General features: G+C 70.8%; 16 protein-coding genes. 8 read left to right on the top strand and 8 right to left on the bottom strand.

All coding sequences use genetic code 11. The features are described from left to right. Nucleotides 1-22 precede the first annotated feature (22 nt). The 5 genes from ACR9ZK_RS01795 (at nucleotide 23) to ACR9ZK_RS01815 (ending at nucleotide 6,880) form a co-directional block, all read left to right on the top strand. Nucleotides 23-1,921, top strand: coding sequence for an ABC transporter ATP-binding protein (locus tag ACR9ZK_RS01795; RefSeq protein WP_481339455.1), 1,899 nt, complete (start codon nucleotides 23-25; stop codon nucleotides 1,919-1,921). Continuing rightward, nucleotides 1,918-4,014, top strand: a complete 2,097-nt coding sequence (locus ACR9ZK_RS01800; RefSeq protein ID WP_481339458.1) for an ABC transporter ATP-binding protein — start codon at nucleotides 1,918-1,920, stop codon at nucleotides 4,012-4,014. Before ACR9ZK_RS01795 ends, ACR9ZK_RS01800 begins: the two co-directional genes overlap by 4 nt. A gap of 344 nt (nucleotides 4,015-4,358) precedes the next feature. Next, entirely contained in the window at nucleotides 4,359-5,621 is a 1,263-nt protein-coding gene (locus tag ACR9ZK_RS01805) for an NAD(P)/FAD-dependent oxidoreductase (RefSeq protein WP_481339460.1), read from the top strand. 74 nt (nucleotides 5,622-5,695) lie between these two features. Next, nucleotides 5,696-6,550, top strand: coding sequence for a bifunctional methylenetetrahydrofolate dehydrogenase/methenyltetrahydrofolate cyclohydrolase (locus ACR9ZK_RS01810; protein ID WP_481339463.1), 855 nt, complete (start codon nucleotides 5,696-5,698; stop codon nucleotides 6,548-6,550). 9 nt (nucleotides 6,551-6,559) lie between these two features. After that, nucleotides 6,560-6,880 (top strand): DUF3017 domain-containing protein, encoded by a 321-nt coding sequence (locus ACR9ZK_RS01815; RefSeq protein WP_481339465.1) that lies wholly within the window; start codon nucleotides 6,560-6,562, stop codon nucleotides 6,878-6,880. A gap of 288 nt (nucleotides 6,881-7,168) precedes the next feature. Here the strand turns inward: ACR9ZK_RS01815 and ACR9ZK_RS01820 are convergent, their stop codons facing one another. The 6 genes from ACR9ZK_RS01820 to ACR9ZK_RS01845 all read right to left on the bottom strand — a co-directional run bounded on the left by ACR9ZK_RS01820 (nucleotide 7,169) and on the right by ACR9ZK_RS01845 (nucleotide 13,059). Next, nucleotides 7,169-8,158: a malate dehydrogenase gene (locus ACR9ZK_RS01820; RefSeq protein WP_481339467.1), complete on the bottom strand. Its 990-nt coding sequence runs from the start codon at nucleotides 8,156-8,158 to the stop codon at nucleotides 7,169-7,171. 125 nt (nucleotides 8,159-8,283) lie between these two features. After that, a complete protein-coding gene (locus ACR9ZK_RS01825) occupies nucleotides 8,284-9,210 on the bottom strand; it encodes a rhamnan synthesis F family protein (RefSeq protein ID WP_481339469.1) in 927 nt (308 codons plus the stop codon). Nucleotides 9,211-9,265: 55 nt separating this feature from the next. Further along, the gene (locus ACR9ZK_RS01830; protein ID WP_481339472.1) at nucleotides 9,266-10,114 is read right to left on the bottom strand and encodes a hypothetical protein; all 849 of its coding nucleotides are present in this window, start codon (nucleotides 10,112-10,114) and stop codon (nucleotides 9,266-9,268) included. Further along, complete coding sequence (locus ACR9ZK_RS01835; protein ID WP_481339474.1) at nucleotides 10,111-10,857, bottom strand: SatD family protein; 747 nt, start codon at nucleotides 10,855-10,857, stop codon at nucleotides 10,111-10,113. Before ACR9ZK_RS01835 ends, ACR9ZK_RS01830 begins: the two co-directional genes overlap by 4 nt. Nucleotides 10,858-10,900: 43 nt before the next feature. Beyond that, nucleotides 10,901-12,670, bottom strand: coding sequence for a hypothetical protein (locus ACR9ZK_RS01840; RefSeq protein WP_481339476.1), 1,770 nt, complete (start codon nucleotides 12,668-12,670; stop codon nucleotides 10,901-10,903). Between the two features lie 104 nt (nucleotides 12,671-12,774). Then, nucleotides 12,775-13,059 (bottom strand): hypothetical protein, encoded by a 285-nt coding sequence (locus tag ACR9ZK_RS01845; RefSeq protein ID WP_481339479.1) that lies wholly within the window; start codon nucleotides 13,057-13,059, stop codon nucleotides 12,775-12,777. A gap of 262 nt (nucleotides 13,060-13,321) precedes the next feature. Here ACR9ZK_RS01845 and ACR9ZK_RS01850 point away from each other — a divergent pair, with 262 nt between their 5' ends. Beyond that, nucleotides 13,322-15,136, top strand: a complete 1,815-nt coding sequence (locus tag ACR9ZK_RS01850; protein ID WP_481339481.1) for a polysaccharide biosynthesis protein — start codon at nucleotides 13,322-13,324, stop codon at nucleotides 15,134-15,136. A 78-nt stretch (nucleotides 15,137-15,214) separates the two neighbouring features. Here the strand turns inward: ACR9ZK_RS01850 and ACR9ZK_RS01855 are convergent, their stop codons facing one another. Both ACR9ZK_RS01855 and ACR9ZK_RS01860 read right to left on the bottom strand, forming a co-directional pair. After that, nucleotides 15,215-15,835, bottom strand: a complete 621-nt coding sequence (locus tag ACR9ZK_RS01855) for a sugar transferase (RefSeq protein ID WP_481339485.1) — start codon at nucleotides 15,833-15,835, stop codon at nucleotides 15,215-15,217. Next, nucleotides 15,832-16,995 carry a DegT/DnrJ/EryC1/StrS family aminotransferase gene (locus ACR9ZK_RS01860; RefSeq protein WP_481339488.1) on the bottom strand — a complete coding sequence of 388 codons (1,164 nt, stop codon included), beginning with the start codon at nucleotides 16,993-16,995 and terminating at the stop codon, nucleotides 15,832-15,834. The genes ACR9ZK_RS01855 and ACR9ZK_RS01860 overlap by 4 nt, the downstream gene beginning before the upstream one ends. 107 nt (nucleotides 16,996-17,102) lie before the next feature. Here ACR9ZK_RS01860 and ACR9ZK_RS01865 point away from each other — a divergent pair, with 107 nt between their 5' ends. Continuing rightward, nucleotides 17,103-18,353, top strand: a complete 1,251-nt coding sequence (locus ACR9ZK_RS01865) for a glycosyltransferase family 4 protein (RefSeq protein ID WP_481339490.1) — start codon at nucleotides 17,103-17,105, stop codon at nucleotides 18,351-18,353. Then, nucleotides 18,350-18,976, top strand: coding sequence for a GNAT family N-acetyltransferase (locus ACR9ZK_RS01870; RefSeq protein ID WP_481339492.1), 627 nt, complete (start codon nucleotides 18,350-18,352; stop codon nucleotides 18,974-18,976). The genes ACR9ZK_RS01865 and ACR9ZK_RS01870 overlap by 4 nt, the downstream gene beginning before the upstream one ends. The last annotated feature ends 80 nt before the right edge of the window (nucleotides 18,977-19,056 follow it).

Genomic DNA, 19,056 nt, shown 5'->3' on the forward strand with positions numbered 1-19,056 from the left:
TCCGGCCTAGGGTGGACGGGCCATGCGAGACTTCCCGCCCCACACCCGCGCCTACACCGAGCGCGGTGCCGCCGAGCCCGACACCCGCAGCCCGCGCCGCCTCCTGTGGTGGATGGTGCGGCAGAACGGCGTGCTCTTCCTCGCCGGCCTCACCGCCGCCCTCGTGTGGATGGTGCCCCAGACCGTCGGCCCGTGGATGGTCGGGCGCGCCATCGACACCGGCATCGTCGCCGGCGACGGCAGCACGACGCTGCGGTGGGTGCTCGCGCTGGCGGCCGTCACCGTCGTCGGTGCGAGCAGCGGCGTCGTCTACCACACGATCATCGTCCGCGAGTGGCTCATCGCCCTCTACGGCACGACGAAGCTCGTCACCCGCAAGGCGCTCCAGCTGGGCCACGTCCTGACCCGTCGTACGCCCACCGGCGAGGTCCTGTCGGTCTCCGGCAGCGACGGCGACCAGTTCGGGGCGCTCATGGAGATCTCGACCCGGGCGTTCTCGCAGCTGGCGGCCTACCTCGTCGTGGCCGGCATCGTCCTCACGACGTCGGTGCGCATGGGGGTCCTCGTCCTCGTGTCGGCGCCGCTGCTCGTCGTGCTGGGCTCGCCGTTGCTGCGGCCGATGCAGCGCTGGCAGGGTGTCGAGCGGTCCCGCAACTCCGAGCTGACCTCGATGGCCACCGACATCGTCGCCGGCCTGAGGATCCTGCGCGGCATCGGCGGCGAGGACACCTTCGGCGGCAACTACGCGGCCCAGTCGCAGCGGGTCCGGCGCTCCGGGGTCGCGGCCGGCCGCTGGCTGGCCGCCGTCGAGTCCGTCGGCGTGCTCCTGTCGGGCGGCTTCGTCGTGGCCCTCATGTGGGTCGGCACGCGCGAGGTCGCCCAGGGACGCCTCACCGTGGGCCAGCTCGTCAGCTTCCTCGGCTACGGCCTGTTCCTCATCCAGCCGATGCGCACGTTCGTCGAGTTCGCCCAGAAGTGGACGCGCTCGGTCGTCTCGGCACGCAAGGCCGTCGCTGTGCTCGCCCAGCGCCCGCCGTGGGTCCACCCCGACGACCCGCAGCCCCTGCCGCACCGCGCCGCCATCGTCGACGAGCGGTCCGGTGCCACGTTCGAGCCCGGCCGCCTGACCATGGTGGTGAGCGCCGTGCCCGACGACTCGGCCGCGCTGGCCGACCGCATCGGTCGGTACCTGCCCCGCGACGAGGGCGCGCTCGTCAGCGACGAGATCCCCGAGGACCTCAAGGGTCGCGCGGCCCGACGCGAGCGCTCCGCCCGCACGCGGGCACGGGAGGAGCAGGCGCGCCGCGACGAGGAACAGGCCCGGCGTCCGTGGGGCGTCACCGTCGGCGGCGTCGACCTCTCGCGGGTCGAGCTCGACGACGTCCGCGACACCATCCTCGTCAGTGACACGGCGCCGCAGGTCTTCGCCGGCACGCTCCGCCGCGCCGTCGACCCGCTCGGACGCCTCACGCGCGACGAGGCCGAGCGTGCCCTGCACACCGCGTCGGCCGAGGACGTCTTCGACGCGCTGCCCGGCGGCTGGCAGGGCGAGCTGGAGGAGCGTGGACGCGGTCTGTCCGGTGGCCAGCGCCAGCGCATCGTCCTCATGCGGGCGCTCGCCGCCGACCCCGAGGTCCTCGTCCTCGTCGAGCCGACGTCGGCCGTCGACGCCCACACCGAGGCGCGCATCGCCGAACGGCTCGGACCGCACCGCGCCGGCCGCACGACGATCGTCATGACCGCGTCGCCGCTGCTGCTGCACCACGCCGACGAGGTCGTCCTCCTCGAGGAGGGGCGCGCCACCGAGCGCGGCCGCCACGCCGACCTGCTCGCGCGTTCCGACGCCTACCGCGCGGTCGTCGCGCGCGGCGACGCTGACCCGTCCGTCCTCGCCCGCCACGGTGCGGAGGAGAGCCGATGAGCCACACCGACCAGCTCGACGAGCTCGACCGGCCCGACCGGGCCGACGGGGCCGACGGGGCCGACCGGGCCGACCGGGCCGACGGGGCCGACCAGCACGACCTGCTCGAGCGGAACGAGCACCGCGCCGGTTCGACCGTGCCCGCCGCCCTGCTACCGGCCGAGCTCGCCGCCGAGTCGGCACGCACGTGGGACGCCGCCCACGAGGCGCCGGCCGTGCCGGCCGAGCTGCGCCCGCCGGCGTCCGCGTCGGTGGGGGAGCGGCTGGCGGCGCTGCGGCGTCGCCACCTGCTGCGCGAGCGGCGGGCCCGGGAGTTCGTCGCCGACACGATGAACGCCCGGACCGGCCTGCCCATCGCGACCACCCGCGACGTCGTCCGGTTCATGCGTGGCCTGTTGTCCGACGAGAAGGTGCTGGTCGTCACCGTCGTCCTGGCCAACGCCCTCGCTGCCGGTGCCGGCCTGCTCGTGCCGCGGGTGCTCGGCCGGCTCGTCGACTCCACCGTGGCCGACGTGCAGGCCGGACGCGTCGACGCCGCGATGGCCGGAGCCAGCTCGGCCGCGCTCGTCGTCGCGACCCTCGTCGTCGTGCAGGGCCTGTTCACGTTCGCGGCGCAGCTGTCGGCGACGTACCTGGGGCAGGGCGTCCTCGCCACCGCCCGCGAGTACGTCGTGCGCGCCATCCTCCGGCTGCCCCTGTCACGCGTCGAGAGCGCGAGCACCGGCGACCTCGTGACCCGGGTGACCCGCGACGTCGGCACCATGAGCGAGAGCGTGCGCTGGGCGCTGCCCCAGTCCCTCTTCGCCGGTATCACCGTCGTGCTGACGCTCGTGGCGATGGTGACCAACTCGCTCTGGCTGTCGCTGCCCTCGCTCGTGCTCATGACCGTCGCGCTCGCGCAGGTGCGCCGGTACCTTCGCCGCGCCGCCCGGGGCTACCTCACTGAAGGCGGCACCTACTCGCGGATCAACACGACGCTCACCGAGACCGTCGAGGGTGCCCGCACCGTCGAGGCCCTGGGGCTCGCGCGGCACCGGATGCGCCGCGGCGACGACGACATCGAGGTGTCGGGGCAGGCCGAGCGCTACACGATGACGCTGCGCAACCTGCTCTTCGCCGTCATGGACGTCGCGTTCAGCCTCCCGCGGGTCCTCGTGCTCTTCCTCGGGGCGCTCGGCTTCGCGCAGGGGTGGGCGACGCTCGGGCAGATCACCACGGCGATCCTCTACGCCGAGGCGCTCTGGGCGCCGTTCGACATGCTCGTGCACACCGTCGACCGGGTGCAGGTCGGCGTCGCGTCGACGACCCGCCTGCTCGGCATCGCCACCGTGCCGCCCGACCGCACGCCGGGCACCGCGCGACCCGCGGGCCCCGACCTCGAGGGCCGCGACCTGCGCTATGCCTACCGCAGCGGTCACGACGTCCTGCACGGCATCGACCTGACGATGGCGACCGGGGAGCGGCTGGCCATCGTCGGTCCGAGCGGTTCGGGCAAGTCGACCCTCGGACGGTTGCTGGCGGGCATCCACGGGCCACGCACCGGCTCGGTGACCGTCGGCGGCGTCGAGCTGGTGGAGCTGCCTCTGGACGTCCTGCGCCGGGAGGTCGCCCTCGTCACCCAGGAGCACCACGTCTTCATCGGCTCGGTCCGCGACAACGTCGTGCTCGCCCGCGAGGGCGCGAGCGACGACGCGGTGCGCGAGGCGCTGCGGGCCGTCGATGCGCCGGACTGGGTCGAGCGGCTGCCCGAGGGGCTCGAGACGAAGCTCGGCTCGGGACACCAGGCGCTGACGCCGGGGCAGGCCCAGCAGGTCGCGCTCGCCCGGCTCATCCTCGCCGACCCGCACACCATCGTCCTCGACGAGGCCACCTCGCTCATCGACCCGCGGACGGCGCGCCACCTCGAGGGTTCGATGAACGCGCTGCTCACGGGGCGGACGGTCGTCGCCATCGCGCACCGGCTGCACACGGCACACGACGCCGACCGCATCGCCGTCGTCATCGACGGGCGGGTCGCCGAGCTCGGCAGCCACGACGAGCTCGTCGCGCTCGACGGCGAGTACGCCGCGCTCTGGCGCGCCTGGACCTCCTGAGGCGCCCGCGCTTCCGGCGGCACACGCGAGAGCCCGCCCCGGGAGGAGGGCGGGCTCTCGTCCACGTCGCGGCAACCCCTGACCGCCACGGCGTGGGTGCGCGGTCGACGACAGGGCGGGTGGGTGGTGTGTCGTGACCGGCTGTCCCACGATAGGCAGAAAACTTCCATCTCCTACGGGAATCGCGTGGGATTGCTTCGTTCCCGAGGTGCCGAGTCGCCTCGAGGCGTCGCGGGCCGGGAGACCCACGGGATGGGCCCGTGACGCGCCCGGCGGGACCCGGGTCTCGACGGGGAGACGCTGCCATGTTTGGCTGGCGCCATGACCCAGGGTATGAGGCACCGATGAGCGACCCGACGACGCAGCACGCCGACCGAGCCACGTACGTCATCGTCGGCGGTGGTCTGGCCGCCGCCAAGGCCGTCGAAGGCATCCGCGAGAGCGACCGGGAGGGCAGCATCGTCCTCGTCACCGAGGAGCCGCGGCTGCCCTACGAGCGTCCGCCACTGTCCAAGAGCGTCCTCAAGGGTGACGAGGAGCCGGCGTCGGCGTTCACCCACGACGAGGGTTGGTACGCGGAACAGGGCGTGGAGCTGCGGCTCGGCACGGCGGCCACCTCTCTCGACCCGGCCGCACGGACCGTGACGCTCGAGGACGGCTCCGTCGTCGGGTACGACAAGATCCTCCTCGCGACCGGGTCCTCGCCGCGGGCGCTCGACGTGCCGGGCGCCGACCTCGAGGGTGTCCTCTACCTGCGCGAGATGCCGGAGTCCGAGGCGCTCAAGGCGCGCCTGGGCAAGGACGCGCGGATCGTCATCGTCGGCGCCGGCTGGATCGGCCTCGAGGTCGCGGCCGCGGCGGCCGAGGCCGGTGCCTCCGTCACGATCGTCGAGCCGCAGCCGACGCCGCTCAACGCGGTCATGGGTGAGACGGTCGGTTCGTGGTTCGCGGGCCTGCACCGCAGCCACGGTGTCGAGTTCCGCTTCGGCGAGGGCGTCGACCGGATCGAGGGGGACGGGCGTGTCGAGGCCGTCGTCACCCGCTCGGGTGACCGCCTGCCGGCCGACGCCGTCGTCGTCGGGGTGGGGATCACGCCGAACACCGGCCTCGCCGAGAAGGCAGGCATCGAGGTCGACAACGGCATCGTCACCGACGCCGCGCTGCGCACGTCCGCCGACGGCGTCTGGGCCGCGGGCGACGTCGCGAGCTGGCGCAGCAACACGCTCGACCGCAACATCCGCGTCGAGCACTGGGCCAACGCGAACGACGGCGGCCTCGCGGCCGGCCGCTCCATGGCGACCGGTGAGCAGACGTACGACCCGGTGCCGTTCTTCTTCTCCGACCAGTACGACGTCGGACTCGAGTACGCCGGGTACGTGCCGCGGGACTCCGGCGCCGAGGTCGTCCTGCGCGGGAAGCCGGAGAGCAACGAGTTCATGGCGTTCTGGGTCGTACCGGAGGCCGACGGCGTGCGGGTTCTCGCCGGTATGCACGTCAACGTGTGGGACACCATCGACGCGGTGCAGCAGCTCGTGCGCAACGGCACGGTCGTCGACCGTGACCGGCTGGCCGATTCCGACGTCCCCCTCGAGGACCTCACCACCTGAGCGACGCTCGCCCGGCTGACGGGCTGCCCGGACGGCCGCGGGGACGCCCCCGCGGCCGTGGCAGGATGTCCCCCGTGACGGCACGCATCCTCGACGGCAAGGCGACCCTCAAGACCATCAAGGCCGAGCTGGCCCAGCGGGTCGCACGGCTGGCCGAGCAGGGGGTCGTCCCCGGGCTCGGCACGGTTCTCGTCGGCGAGGACCCGGCGAGCCAGTGGTACGTCAACGCCAAGCACCGGGACTGCGCCGAGATCGGCATCACGAGCATCCGCCGCGACCTGCCGGCCTCCGCCACGCAGGCCGAGGTCGAGGCCGTCATCGACGAGCTCAACGCCGACGCGGCCTGCACCGGCTTCCTCGTCCAGCAGCCGACCGGCCTCGACGAGATGGCGCTGCTGTCGCGCGTCGACCCGCGCAAGGACGTCGACGGCCTGCACCCGACCAACCTCGGGTGGCTGGTCCTCGGCAAGCCGGCCCCGCTGCCGTGCACGCCGATGGGCTGCATCGAGCTGCTGCGCCGCCACGACGTGCCGATCGCCGGCGCGAAGGTCGTCGTCGTCGGGCGCGGCCTCACCGTCGGTCGACCACTCGGGCTGATCCTGACCCGCAGGAGCGAGAACGCCACCGTGACCCTGTGTCACACCGGCACCAAGGACCTCGCCGGGGAGGTGCGCCAGGCCGACATCGTCATCGCCGCCGCCGGCGTGCCCGGCATCGTCACGGCCGACATGGTCAAGCCGGGTGCCGCGGTGCTCGACGTCGGCGTGAGCCGGGTCGAGGGCAGGGTGGCCGGTGACGTCGCCCCCGACGTCGCGGAGGTGGCCGCCTGGATCAGCCCCAACCCGGGTGGCGTCGGCCCGATGACTCGCGCGCTCCTGCTGACGAACATCGTCACTGCCGCCGAGACGTCGGCCGCAGCGGGAGCCTGAGCCGCCCCGATGCAGTGGCGGGGTAGCGGGTTCGTCGTCCTCAGCTGGTGGTACCTCGTGGCCGCCGTCGCCGCTGCCGGCGTGCTGATGATGGGCTTCTACGACGTCCGGTGGGGTGGGCGGATCATGGCCGCGGCGTTCGGCGTGGGTGCCGTCATCCGCCTCGTCGCCCGGCCGGCGCGCAAGGCGGGCGGCCTCAACGTCCGCTCGCGCGCCTTCGACGTCATCGTCCTGCTGACGCTCGGCATCGGTGTGCTCATCGCGTCGGCCACCGTCAACGTCTCGACCGAGGGACCGACCCACACCACGGTCGACCGCACCACCCGCTGAGCCGACGCCTCCCGCGTTCGCGCGGTCGAGGTGATTCCTCGCCGTCGGCCGCGACCGACCACCTCGACTGGATCGTGGCCCGCGTCCGTCGAGGTGATTCCTCGCCGTCGGCCGCGACCGATCACCTCGACCGGGTTGTGGCCCGCGTCCGTCGAGGTGATTCCTCGCGGTCGGTCGCGACGTATCACCTCGACGCCGTCGCCTCCGCGAACCGCACGTGCCGGAAACGGCGACGGGCGCCGGTCACCCGCGGTGATCGGCGCCCGTCGCTGGCTGAGGCGAGCCGGCCTAGATGAGGCCGAGGCCCTTGACGGCGTCGCGCTCCTCAGCGAGCTCGGCCACCGAGGCGTCGATCTTGCCGCGCGAGAAGTCGTCGATGTCGAGGCCCTGGACGATCGACCAGCGGCCGTCCTGCACCGTGACGGGGAAGGAGGAGACGAGGCCCTCCTCGACGCCGTAGGAGCCGTCCGAGCGGACCGCCATCGAGACCCAGTCACCGTCGGGCGTGCCCTGGACCCAGGTGCGCGCGTGGTCGATGGTCGCCGATGCCGCGGAGGCGGCCGAGGAGGCACCGCGCGCCTCGATGATGGCCGCGCCCCGCTTGGCGACGGTCGGGATGAAGGTGTTCTCGAGCCAGTCCTGGTCGCCCACGGCCTCGGCGGCGTTCTTGCCCGAGACCTCGGCGTGGAAGAGGTCGGGGTACTGGGTTGCCGAGTGGTTGCCCCAGATCGTCATCCTCGTGATCTCGGTGACCGGCACGCCGAGCTTGGCGGCGAGCTGGCTGATGGCGCGGTTGTGGTCCAGGCGCGTCAGGGCCGAGAAGCGCTCGGTGGGGATGTCGGGGGCGTTGCTCATGGCGATGAGCGCGTTGGTGTTGGCCGGGTTGCCGGTGACGGTGACGCGGATGTCGTCCGCCGCGACCTCGTTCAGGGCCTTGCCCTGCGGGGCGAAGATGCCGCCGTTGGCCTCGAGGAGGTCGCCGCGCTCCATGCCCGGGCCGCGGGGGCGGGCCCCGACGAGGAGGGCGTGGTTGACGCCGTCGAAGACCTTCGTGGCGTCGTCGCCGATCTCGACCTTGGCGAGCGTCGGGAAGGCGCAGTCGTCCAGCTCCATGACGACACCCTCGAGCGCCTTGAGCGCCGGCGTGATCTCGAGCAGTCGCAGCTCGACCGGGGTGTCGGGACCGAGGAGCGCACCGCTCGCGATGCGGAACAAGAGGCTGTAGCCGATCTGGCCGGCGGCGCCGGTGACGGCGACCTTGACAGGGGTTGTGCTCACGTGAGGGCCCTTCACATCGGTGTGGCGCTTGGACGCTCCGACGCTACCAGCGTGCGCGGCGCACCCCCGCGCCGCCTGCGTGCGGCCTTGGTCACCGAGCCGTGCAGGCGCGCCGCTCGATGGGTTCAGTCGGCCGGGTCGGCGGCCGGCAGCCGGGAGGCCGCGCGTTCCTGCTCCCACGCGCGGCGGGCCGACTCGCGGTACCAGTCCGGAACGGGTGCTGCGGTGCGGGCCCGCGCCCGGACGACAAACCCGTCGCACTCGTGGATCGACCGGTCCTGAAGCGCGGGGAGGACGCAGAAGGCGCGCTCGAGGGCGTGGGCGAGCGTGCCGTCCTTGGGTGTCGGCTCGCGAACGTAGGCCCGGGTGGGCTCGGCGAGGAGCGGGGCGATGGCGTCGAGCCGGGCCCAGAACATCGTTCCCGCGAAGAACCCGAGCTCCTCGGGTCGGTCCAGGTGACCGAGCGCCTCGTCGGAGACGTGGGGCGCCAGCAGCCGGCGGACCGTGGTGGCGTTGCCGCTCCAGTAGGTGGAGAGCGGGAAGTAGGTGCCGCTCGGGCCGACGACGCCGGTGTCGGGACACCGCAGGGTCCGCAGGATGTCCTCGACCGTCTGCTCCTCGGCCGGGAGCAGCTGCTCGAGCATCGTGTCGCGCCAGGTGTCGCCGGAGTCGGAGTGCAGTGAGCGCTTGGCGTGGATCTTGAGGACCCCGACGTAGCCGAGGCGTTGCAGGGCAGCGGCGACGAGGGTGAACGGCAGGACATCGCGTCCACGGTTGGGCACGACGAGGCAGCGGGCTCCGGGGTAGCGCGCCCGGATCGTCGCCGCCAGCGACCCGTGACCGCTCGGGAGCGTGACGAACAGGTCGACACGTCCGGAGCCCACCCTGTCGAGGTAGGTCACGAGCCCTGGCCACAGCTCGGGGTAGTAGAGGTGCAGCGCGATGGCCAGGTCGTGCCGGCGGCCTCGCCACAGCCTGGTCCGCGCGCGGCTCAGGGCGGCGTCGCGCACGTCGGGCAGGTCGGCGCGCAGTCGGGTCAGGCGCGATCGCATCCTGCGGGCGACACGGCGTGCTCGTCGTGGGGTGGGGACCATGCGGGCCAGTGTGTCAGTGTGCGAAGGCGAGGGTCGTCAGGGCGATGAGCCAGCTGACGAAGCTGCCGACGAGGAAGTACTCGGTGACGTCGTCGATGCCGGCCGGTCCGCCGCCGTAGCTGCCCCCGGGACCGGAGGTGCGCGCCGCGGCCTGGACCTCCGGGAAGCGGAGCAGGCCCTTGGCGGCGATGACGATGCCGGCGGCGCCCAGCTCTCCGGCGAGCCCCAGACCGAGGATGACGAGTCGCTCCATGGGCCCGAGGAGGCGACCGCCCTTGAGACGGTCGGCCGGGCCGATCGACGGGCCGGCCGACCCACCTGCCGTCGGAGCACCACCGGGTACCCCGACGGGCACGGAGGCGGCCGCGGACCCCTGGGCCGTGCGGGCGCCGGGGGGCAGGGCGCCGATGACGACGAGGACGAGGCGCACGATGACGTTGGCCGTGGCGACGTTGAAGGACACGAGGCCGGCGATGAGCAGGACGCGGGCGGGTGAGTGGGACGTGCCGCCCGGCAGGTCGGCCCAGTGCAGCCACGTCTCGAGGAGCCCGCCCGGTCGGCTGGCCGCTCCGGAGAAGAGGAGCAGCCCGACGACGACGGCGCCGAAGACGGTGAGCGCGGCGAGCGAACGGCGTCCGGTGAGCTGGGCGTGGTGCGACAGCTGCATCCAGGCGGCGCACGCCACGAGGGCGAGGGCGAGCGCGACGACGTCCGACCACGAGCGCAGGCCCGCGACGACCGCCACGACGACGACGACCAGCGGGCCGGCGACGTGCGCTACGAGCCGTGAGTGCCGCCATGACGAGGAGCGCACGAGGTCGGCGACGCCGAGCCCGACGAGGACGACCGACAGCCACGTCACGACAGCCGCCCCAGCACCGCCATGGCGTCGAGGGCCACGCCGACGCCGTCCCGCCGCACCCGCTGCGACACGGCGGACGGGCTGACGCCGAGCCGCGCGGCGACGTCGAGCTGGCTCTGGCCGTCCATGAGTCCTCCGAGGATGTCGCGGGTCGTCGTCGACATGGAGCCAACCACGAAGTCCAGACAGTCGAGGGCGGCGCGCAGCGCCGTCGCCGTGTCAGCGGTGTCCGACGCGTCCGACGCGTCCGACGCGTCGGCCTCCGACGCGTCGGCAGCGTCCGTCGTGCCGGCGGCCGCCGCGGTCGCGCCGGCACCGCGGGCTCGTCCTGGGGCCGGGCCGGGGGAGTAGGCGGTGCGCGCCGTGCGCGACTGCGGACGGCTCGCGCGCTCCTCGATCTCGACGATGGCGTCGCGGGCGGCCCAGTAGCCGGGGCCGTCGTGGACACCACGCACCGGGTCGAGCGTCGAGACGGCTCCCCGGCCGAGTCCGAAGCGGACGTCGGCGTCGGGGTGCAACCGGGCGCGCACGCGAAAGCTGGCCGTGAGGGCGTCCCCGAGCGTGGCGAAGACGCCCTGGAACTCGTCGCCCAGCGTGATGACGAGCGGGTCGAGCGGCGTGACCGCTCGGTTCGCGGACGCGATTGCCTCCTCGATGGAGTCGTGGAGCCGCTGCCGGTCGGGGTGCAGCCGGGAGTCGACGATGTCGCCGATGAGGACGACAGGTGAAGATTCAGCCTTCATCGAGCCCACATGAAGATCATAACTTCTTTTATGACCGATGAAGCTATTGGCTGCATTGTTGCGGAGGCCCGGTTTTTCGAGGTCGGTACACCATGACGGTCTCCGCCAGGTGGGCGCCCGCGGAGGACGCACGCACACGAGGAAACTCGCCCGCTGGCTCGTAATCCCGTTCCAGGGCCAGCCCGGCTGCTGCCAATACCCGCACCGAGACCGCCCTGGGAGCCGAGGGTGACACGAGTAGAAGAGCGTTCCGAACGCTGCACCGGTCGTTCTCGATGGCGAGCCGCGCGGCCGGCTCGCTCCCGCGGTACCCGCCGATGATCCATCCTTCGCCTACAGCTCGGGCGCCCAGGATGAAGATCGAACCTGGAGAGTCACCGGTGAGATCCAGCACGCGAGTCTGCTCGTCGATGTGGAGCCGTTGGGCAAGGGCTCCGAGCGCCGTCACGGCTTGGTGATCTTCGCCCGTCAGGCGGATCGTGCCCCCTCCGACTCGAGTCTCGATCGTGGCGGTAGAAAGAGGCGCGTAACGGTACGGAGCGGCGGCCGCGGTAACCAGTGTGGCAATGAGCAGCGTGGTTGCGGCGATCGTGGGCGCCACCCATACCAAGCGCAGGCGTCCTGTGCCGAAGAATCGGACGAGCAGGACGCCGAGCGCGAGGAGCCAGAAGCAGGCGGCGCGACCCTGAGCGGCCCACAGATTCACGTTGGTGCCGAAAGCGTAGGCAGGGGGCATGCACAGCAGCGCCCCGACCGTCGTGACCTGGAGGCGGTCAATGCGGCCCAGCAAGGGCACCAAGCCTGTTCGGGTGCGGTCTCGCGAGAAGAGTGACCACGTCACAACGGCGACCGCCCCGATGCCCGTGGCTGTGGCGAGCAGCAGGTTGGACGCGGCATCGGTCGCCGCGAGCGGCGTGCTGGCGGGCCGCTGCTCCCAGCGCCACACCAGGGAGTACGCGATCACCCCGAGGCCGGCCATCAGAGTCAGGAAGGCGAATCCTTCTCCGAGGTGGCGTCTCCAGCTCTTGGGGGACAGGCGGGTGGCTCGGGTGGCGACATATACGGCTCCGAGAGCGACGGCCACAGCGAGAAGCAGGAGGACCAGCGTCAGCGGCTGTCCAAGGAACGGGTCGCGCCTCACGAGGCTGTCATGGCCGCCCAGAGCCTGGGAGGTGGCGAATCCGGCAGACAGCACTCGAGCGAGTTCGGACGGCGACAAGCCGTACATGATCAACGTGATGCCAGCGGAAGCGCAGGTGGCGAGAGGAGCGATCCACAGCGACCGTCGCGATGGTCCCGGGAACGCGAGAATGCAGCCGACGACTATGGCCGAGAGGGCGGCGGCCGTTGTCGGTTTGCCCATGAAGGTCAGCCAGCCGCCGACACCCAGGAGGGCCGCTCCCAGCGATCGGGGCGTCCCATCGCGTGTCCCCACGACCACAAGCCCAGTCATGGCGACGGCGAGGCCTTGTAGAGCAAGAGCGTTGTACCCGGGTGTCATGGGCATCTGCGCCACCGTGGCCAAGGTTGTGGCACCCAGTCCTGCGCTCGCTCCGGCCCGCAGGAGGCGGGGCAGCCTACGGTTGCCGGTCAGAGCCGGTGTGCCGAGAACCACCCAGGCGAGTGACGCCACTGCAAGAAAGGAGAGCCCCATGCCGATCCACCGAAGCAGGACGACGTCCCCGCCTACGAGAACGTAGAGGGGGTGATAGACGTAGCCGAACAGCAGCATGGTGGAGCGATCATCAGCGGGATGGCTGATGGTGTTGAGATAGAAGCCTTCGTCCGTGAGGTCCAGACCACGCGTGGCCAACCACGCCGCCCGGCCGGCGGCGACAATTGCCGCAGTTGTCAGCCCGAGCGAAAGTGCGACGGGACAGGAGTAACGCGCAGGGCGAGAGCCGAGACTCAGCCCGCTCAACGGACCAACACCGCGCGGCCCTGGGGATCGCGAACCGCGTTCTCCACGTCGCCGGTCGCCCCCTCGATGTCGAGGTGGGCCCGGTACTCACCGGTGAGCCATTCGCACTTCGCACCTGCGATGAGGGCACCAACCGCCGGCGCGAGCCAGAGGGCCCCCAGCTGGGTGAGGCAGAACCTACCCAGGTCTTCGACGGCGAGTCGCGAGCGCAGTTTGCGGGTGTGCATCGTGCTCCTCCAGCGGACCTCGACGTCGGAATCCCCGCGCGCGGACGGGGTCATCGCAGGGTAGTGCCGGCCAGTCCGCGGCAGGGAGAAGGCCAGGTGCCGGTCGGGCCGCTGCATTGCTTCGTCCAGATGTCCGAATCGTGCAGAAGAAGGTAAATTCGCCGTTTGTACTGTTCGCGCAGGTAGCATGGGCTCGCGTCGAATGACCGCTTTCGGCTGACCCGCTCCAGGTCAGTCGGGTGGCGTCGCCCCGAAAGGAGCGGCCCGACGCCTTTCGGGGACTGCAGGGAACCAGGGGTACCAGGGTGATGAGACGGTGACGGCGAAGACTCGCAGGGCCCGCTGGGTTCGACTGGCCTGGGCGGGTGTCGACGCCGTCCTCTGGGTCGTCATGATCTTCGTCGCCCTGTGGATCCGCCTCGACTTCAGCCTCAACAACCCCTTCGTCCAGGGCGCGGCCTGGTTCGCGCTCGCGGCCATGGTCGGACAGCTGGTCCTCGGCTACGTCGTCGGGCCGTACTCGATCAGCCACCTGCTCGGCTCGTTCGAGGAGGTCGTCGAGCTGACCACGACGACCGCCGTCGTCGGCGCGCTGCTGTTCCTCGTCGGCCTCCTCGTGGAGCCGCCGGTGGTCCCGCGTGGCGTGCCGCTGACCGCCGCGGCGCTGGCGCTCGCGGCCATGTTCGCGCTGCGGTTCGTCGTGCGGACGGTTCGCTCGCACCGCGCCACGCAGTCGGTCGCGGAGCGCAAGGCGATCGTCTTCGGCGCCGGCGAGGCCGGTCGCCGGCTCGTGCGCAGCATGAAGTACGACGACGCGAGCGGCTTCGTCCCCGTTGCCCTGCTCGACGACGACAAGGGCAAGCACCGCCTGCGCCTCGAGGGTGTCCGAGTGCGGGGGACACGATCCGACCTCACCGAGGTCGCCGAGCGCTTCGACGCCGACACGCTCGTCGTCGCCCTGCCGAACGCCGAGGCCGCCACCCTGCGCGACCTCGCCGCCCGCGCCGCCGACGCCGGGCTCGAGGTCGTGAGCCTCCCGCCGCTCAAGGACATCATCGGTGGGCGTCCCACCTCGCACGACCTGCGCGACCTCGACGTCGCCGACCTGCTCGGCAGGCGCCCCGTCGAGCTCGACACCACCGCGATCGCCGAGCAGATCTCCGGTCGACGCATCCTCGTCACCGGTGCCGGTGGGTCTATCGGCTCCGAGCTGTGCCGGCAGATCGCCCGGTTCGGCCCGGCGCGCCTCTTCATGCTCGACCGCGACGAGTCCGGTCTGCAGGCAACCCAGATGAGCCTCTCCGGGCACGGCCTGCTCGACTCCGACGACCTCGTCCTGGCCGACATCCGCGACACCGCCGCCCTCGCGGAGGCCTTCGACCGGACCCGGCCCGAGGTCGTGTTCCACGCCGCCGCCCTCAAGCACCTGCCGCTGCTCGAGGCCCACCCGCTCGAGGCCTGGAAGAGCAACGTCGTCGGTACCCTCAACGTCCTCACAGCGGCCGAGCGCGTCGGGGTCTCGACGTTCGTCAACATCTCCACCGACAAGGCCGCCAACCCCACGTGCGTTCTCGGCTACAGCAAGCGTCTTGCCGAGCGCCTCACCGCCGACTTCGCCCGGCGAGCCGACGGCCGCTACGTGTCGGTGCGGTTCGGCAACGTGCTCGGCTCCCGCGGATCGGTCGTCCACGCGTTCACGGCCCAGATCGAGATGGGCGGCCCGGTGACGGTGACCCACCCAGAGGTGCGCCGCTACTTCATGCTCATCCCCGAGGCCTGCCAGCTCGTCCTCGAGGCCGCCTCGATCGGCACCGACGGCGAGGTCATGGTCCTCGAGATGGGCGAGCAGGTGAAGATCCTCGAGGTGGCCCAGACGCTCATCCGGATGAGCGGGCGCCGCGACGTCGAGGTCGTCTTCACCGGCCTGCGACCGGGCGAGAAGCTTGGCGAGGAGCTCTTCGCCCTGAACGAGCACCGGCACGCGACGGGCCACCCGCTCGTCGACAGCGTGAGTGTTCCCCCGATCGGACGCTCGCTGGTGCTGGCGCAGCCCATGGATGGGTTGGAGATCCTGGACGTTATGCAGCGCGAGGCGTTCTTCGTCGAGCCCTCGGTGCCGTCCCGAGGCTGATCGGCAAGGCTTTCTTCTTCGAGTCCACGGTGCCTGCCCGAGACCGACTGCGGTGAACGCGGCTCGAAGCCTGCGGGATCAGCTCGCGACGACCGCGCGGGCCGTCTGCGCGAGAACGACAATGTCCTTCGCCATGGATCGCGTGCGCACGTACTCGGCATAGGCCGCAGTCTTGCGCGGTAGCAGTTCTTCGACGTAGTAGGTCTCGGGGTCGGGCGCCAGAGCGAGCTCGTCGGCCTCGTTGCGGAATTGGATGCTGGCCGGGTCCGTGATACCGGGCCGAACCGAGAGGATGAGCTCACGCAGCTCCGGCGCCCACTGTTCCACGTAGACCGGGACCTCAGGCCGTGGCCCTACGAGGCTCATGTCGCCTCGGAGGACATCGAGGAGCTGCGGCAGCTCGTCGAGCTTGCTCTTGCGCAAGAACCTGCCCACGCGCGTGACTCGGGCATCGCCTGCCGCACTCACCAACCGACCGTCGTGCTTCGTCCACATGGTCCGGAACTTGTGGATTCGAAAGGTGCGACCGTTGAGGCCAACTCGCTCCTGGCGAAAGAAGACAGGACCCGGGGAGTCCAGGCGGACGGCCACACTGACCACCGCGAGCACAGGGGAGAGCGACGCCAGTAGGAGCGTCGCCATGGTCAGGTCGAAAACGCGCTTTGCTGCACGGGACACTCGCGCAATGAGCCGGCTCATCCGAAAACCCTTCGGACCGCGGAGATGACGCGGTCCACCTGGGCACTCGTCATCGAGGAGAAGAGCGGCAGGCTGAGGGCGCGGGTGAAGGAGCGCGTGGCCACCGGAAAGTCGACGTCCCTCAGGTCATAGGACTCCCGCCAATAGGGATGGCGGTGTAGCGGGATGAAGTGAACACTCGTACCGACTCCAAGTCCGGCCAGTTGCTCGATGGCACCATCGCGATCGATGGGCGCAGCATCGTCCGAGCGGACCACGTAGAGGTGCCACGAGTGCACATCATCCCCTGTGGCGCGGGCAGGCAAGTGCAGCGGAAGGTCGGCGAAAGCGATGTCGTACTGCGCAGCGATGCTGGCGCGCCGATCACGCATACTGTGGGCCCGCATCAGCTGCACCCGACCCATCGCGGCTGCGGGGTCAGGCAGGTTGTACTTGTAGCCCGGAGCCACGACTTCGTAAAGCCACGATGGTTTGGTGCTTCGGTACCGGTCGAAGACGTTTCGGTTGATGCCATGCAGGCGCATGGTTCGCACGCGCTCGGCGACGGCAGGTTTTCGGGTCACGACCATTCCTCCTTCACCCGTCGTGATGGTTTTGGTCGCGTAGAAGCTGAAGACCACGGCGTCGGACTCGCCCGCGCCGACCATGGTCCCGCCACCCACGCAAGGCAGTGCGTGTGCGGCATCCTCGACGATCAGGAGTTCGTGCTCGTCGGCAAATCGGCGAAGCGCATCCGGGTCGACCGCCAGTCCCGCGAAGTGAACGGGGATGATGGCGCGAGTCCGAGCGGTGACGGCTCGTTTGGCCGCATCCAGATCGATGTTCAACGTCGATTCATCGACGTCGACGATAACGGGATGGGCGCCGAGGTATCGCACGACCTCAGCGGTCGCCGTGAACGTCCAGGTAGGGACGATCACCTCATCGCCGGGGCGGATGCCGAGGGCCTCAAGCGCCAGGTGCAGGCCGGCAGTCGCCGAGTTGACCGCAACGGCCTCCACGTCGCCGCCTATGAACGCGGCGAACTCGGCCTCAAACGCGGCCGAGCGGGGGCCGCTGGTGAGCCAGCCGGAGCGCATCGACTCGGCGACAGCGGCGATCTCCGCTTCCCCAACGTCGGGGAGGGCAAAGGGTAGGAAATCAGGCTCTGTCGCGCTCAAGGCGCCCTCTTCCACTTCAATACGGCATATGGGTCATATGTAGGATATGCCCTGTAAGGGACGGTCGTGGCCCCGCGACCTGCCAGCGTCAGAGGACGGAGTGGAGCATGCGGTTCGGGCTCCTCACCCAGTGGTACGACCCGGAACCGGGACCCGCGGCGCTTCCCGGCGTCCTGGCGCGCGGTCTCGCGGAACGTGGGCACCAAGTGCGGGTCCTGACGGGCTTCCCGAACTACCCGACGGGCCGCCTCGCGGACGGCTACTCGCTTCAGAGACATCTCGTGGAGGAGTGCGATGGCGTCGACGTGCATCGTGTCGCCCTGTACCCCAGCCATGACAGCTCGGCGCTACGTCGAGTCGCCAACTACAGCTCATTCGGGGCTTCGTCGATGGTGAACGGTTATCCGGCGTTGCGAGACTTGGATGCATTGTGGGTCAACTACTCGCCGGTCACCGTGGGAGGCGCTCAGCTGCTCGCGCGGTATGCCTTCGGGGTCCCGTCGGTGGTCCACGTTCTGGATCTGTGGCCCGACACCCTTCTGGCGGGTGGTTTTTCCGGTGATGGGGCCGGAGGCCGACTCACCCGCAGGCTCCTCGACGGCTGGTGTGGCGCGCTCTACCGCGCGGCGTCGTCGGTCGCCTACATCGCGCCGAGCGTCGGCGACATCCTCAGCCGTCGCGGTGTCGATGCGAGCCGACTGCACTACGTCCCCATGTGGGCCGACGAGGCAACCTTCCGCCCGACGACTGACTCCCTGCGCTCCGCCCTCGGTATTCCCGAATCGGCGCTGGTCGTCCTGTATGCGGGTTCGCTGGGGGAGGCCCAGGGCGTTGAGACCCTGATAGACGCGTGCGCGCAGGTCGAGGATCCTCGCCTGCTCTGCCTGATCGCGGGGTCGGGCATTTCAGAAGGCGCACTGCGGGCGAGGGCTGACGGGCAGGACAACGTCAGGTTCATCGGTCGCGTTGAGTCCAATGAGATGACGCGGCTCATGGCCACGGCAGACCTGGCCTACATCGGCCTGCGAGAGCACTCGGTTTCCTCGGCCACCATGCCTAGCAAGACTCAAGCGACTCTGGCTGCCGGAGTGCCGATCTTGGCCTCGGCCGGCGCCGATGTAGAGAACGTCGTCCGGGAGGCGCGGGCTGGGTTCTCGGTGCCGCTGGGGGACGCCAACGCGTTGGCGGCCGTCCTGCGGAAGGTTCTTACGAACGGCGACGTGGACTTGCCGCTGATGAAGCAGGCGGCACGCACCTATTACGAACGGCGGTTCTCCGCGGCGCAGGGAGTGTCGGCCATCGAGGCGCTCCTGCTGGATGCGGCGGGGGCCGGCGCGTCAGATCGGAGAGCTTCGTGACCCAGGGCCTGGCCAGTGCAACCATCGTGATCCGCGACCTGAACGCCGAGGACGTCGGGTCGGCGGCCGGCGTGCACACGATGGCGTTCCCTGACTTCTTCCTCACCCAGCTCGGTGAGCCGTTTCTGAAGCAGTTCTACAAGGGCTTCCTGAACGACTCCACCGCGATCACCGCCGTCGCGGTCGACGATGGAGGACGGTTGGTTGGCGCAGCGGTCGGCACCACCCGGCCGGAGGGGTTCTTCAAGCGACTTCTCCAGCGTCAGCTCTTCGGCTTCGCCGTCGCGAGCGCGAGAGCGGTTCTGGCTGACCCGAGACGAACCCCACGGCTCATCCGAGCCGTGAAATATCGCGGTGGTGAGGGCTCGGACAGCTCGTCAGCACTCCTCAGCTCGATCTTCGTCGCGCCTGAGGCGGCGGGTCTGGGCGTCGGGTCCAAGCTGCTCACAGAATGGTGCTCACGTGCGGCTTCCCTAGGGTCCGAACAGGCTCGTCTGGTCACGGACGGCCAGGGCAACGACAAGGTCAATGCCTTCTACAGGCGATGTGGCTGGTCCTTGACCCAGCAGTTCACCACTCGGGAGGGGCGGCAGATGAACGCCTACGGCAAGACCCTCGTCTGAGGGTGCTCCGGTGCGTGGTGGAGTCACTGCGGCTGTCGAGCCGTGTGTGCCAGCGCGGGAGCCGAGGACGGCGCCTGGGG

The sequence above is a fragment of the Monashia sp. HAY1-5C genome (assembly GCF_056755255.1).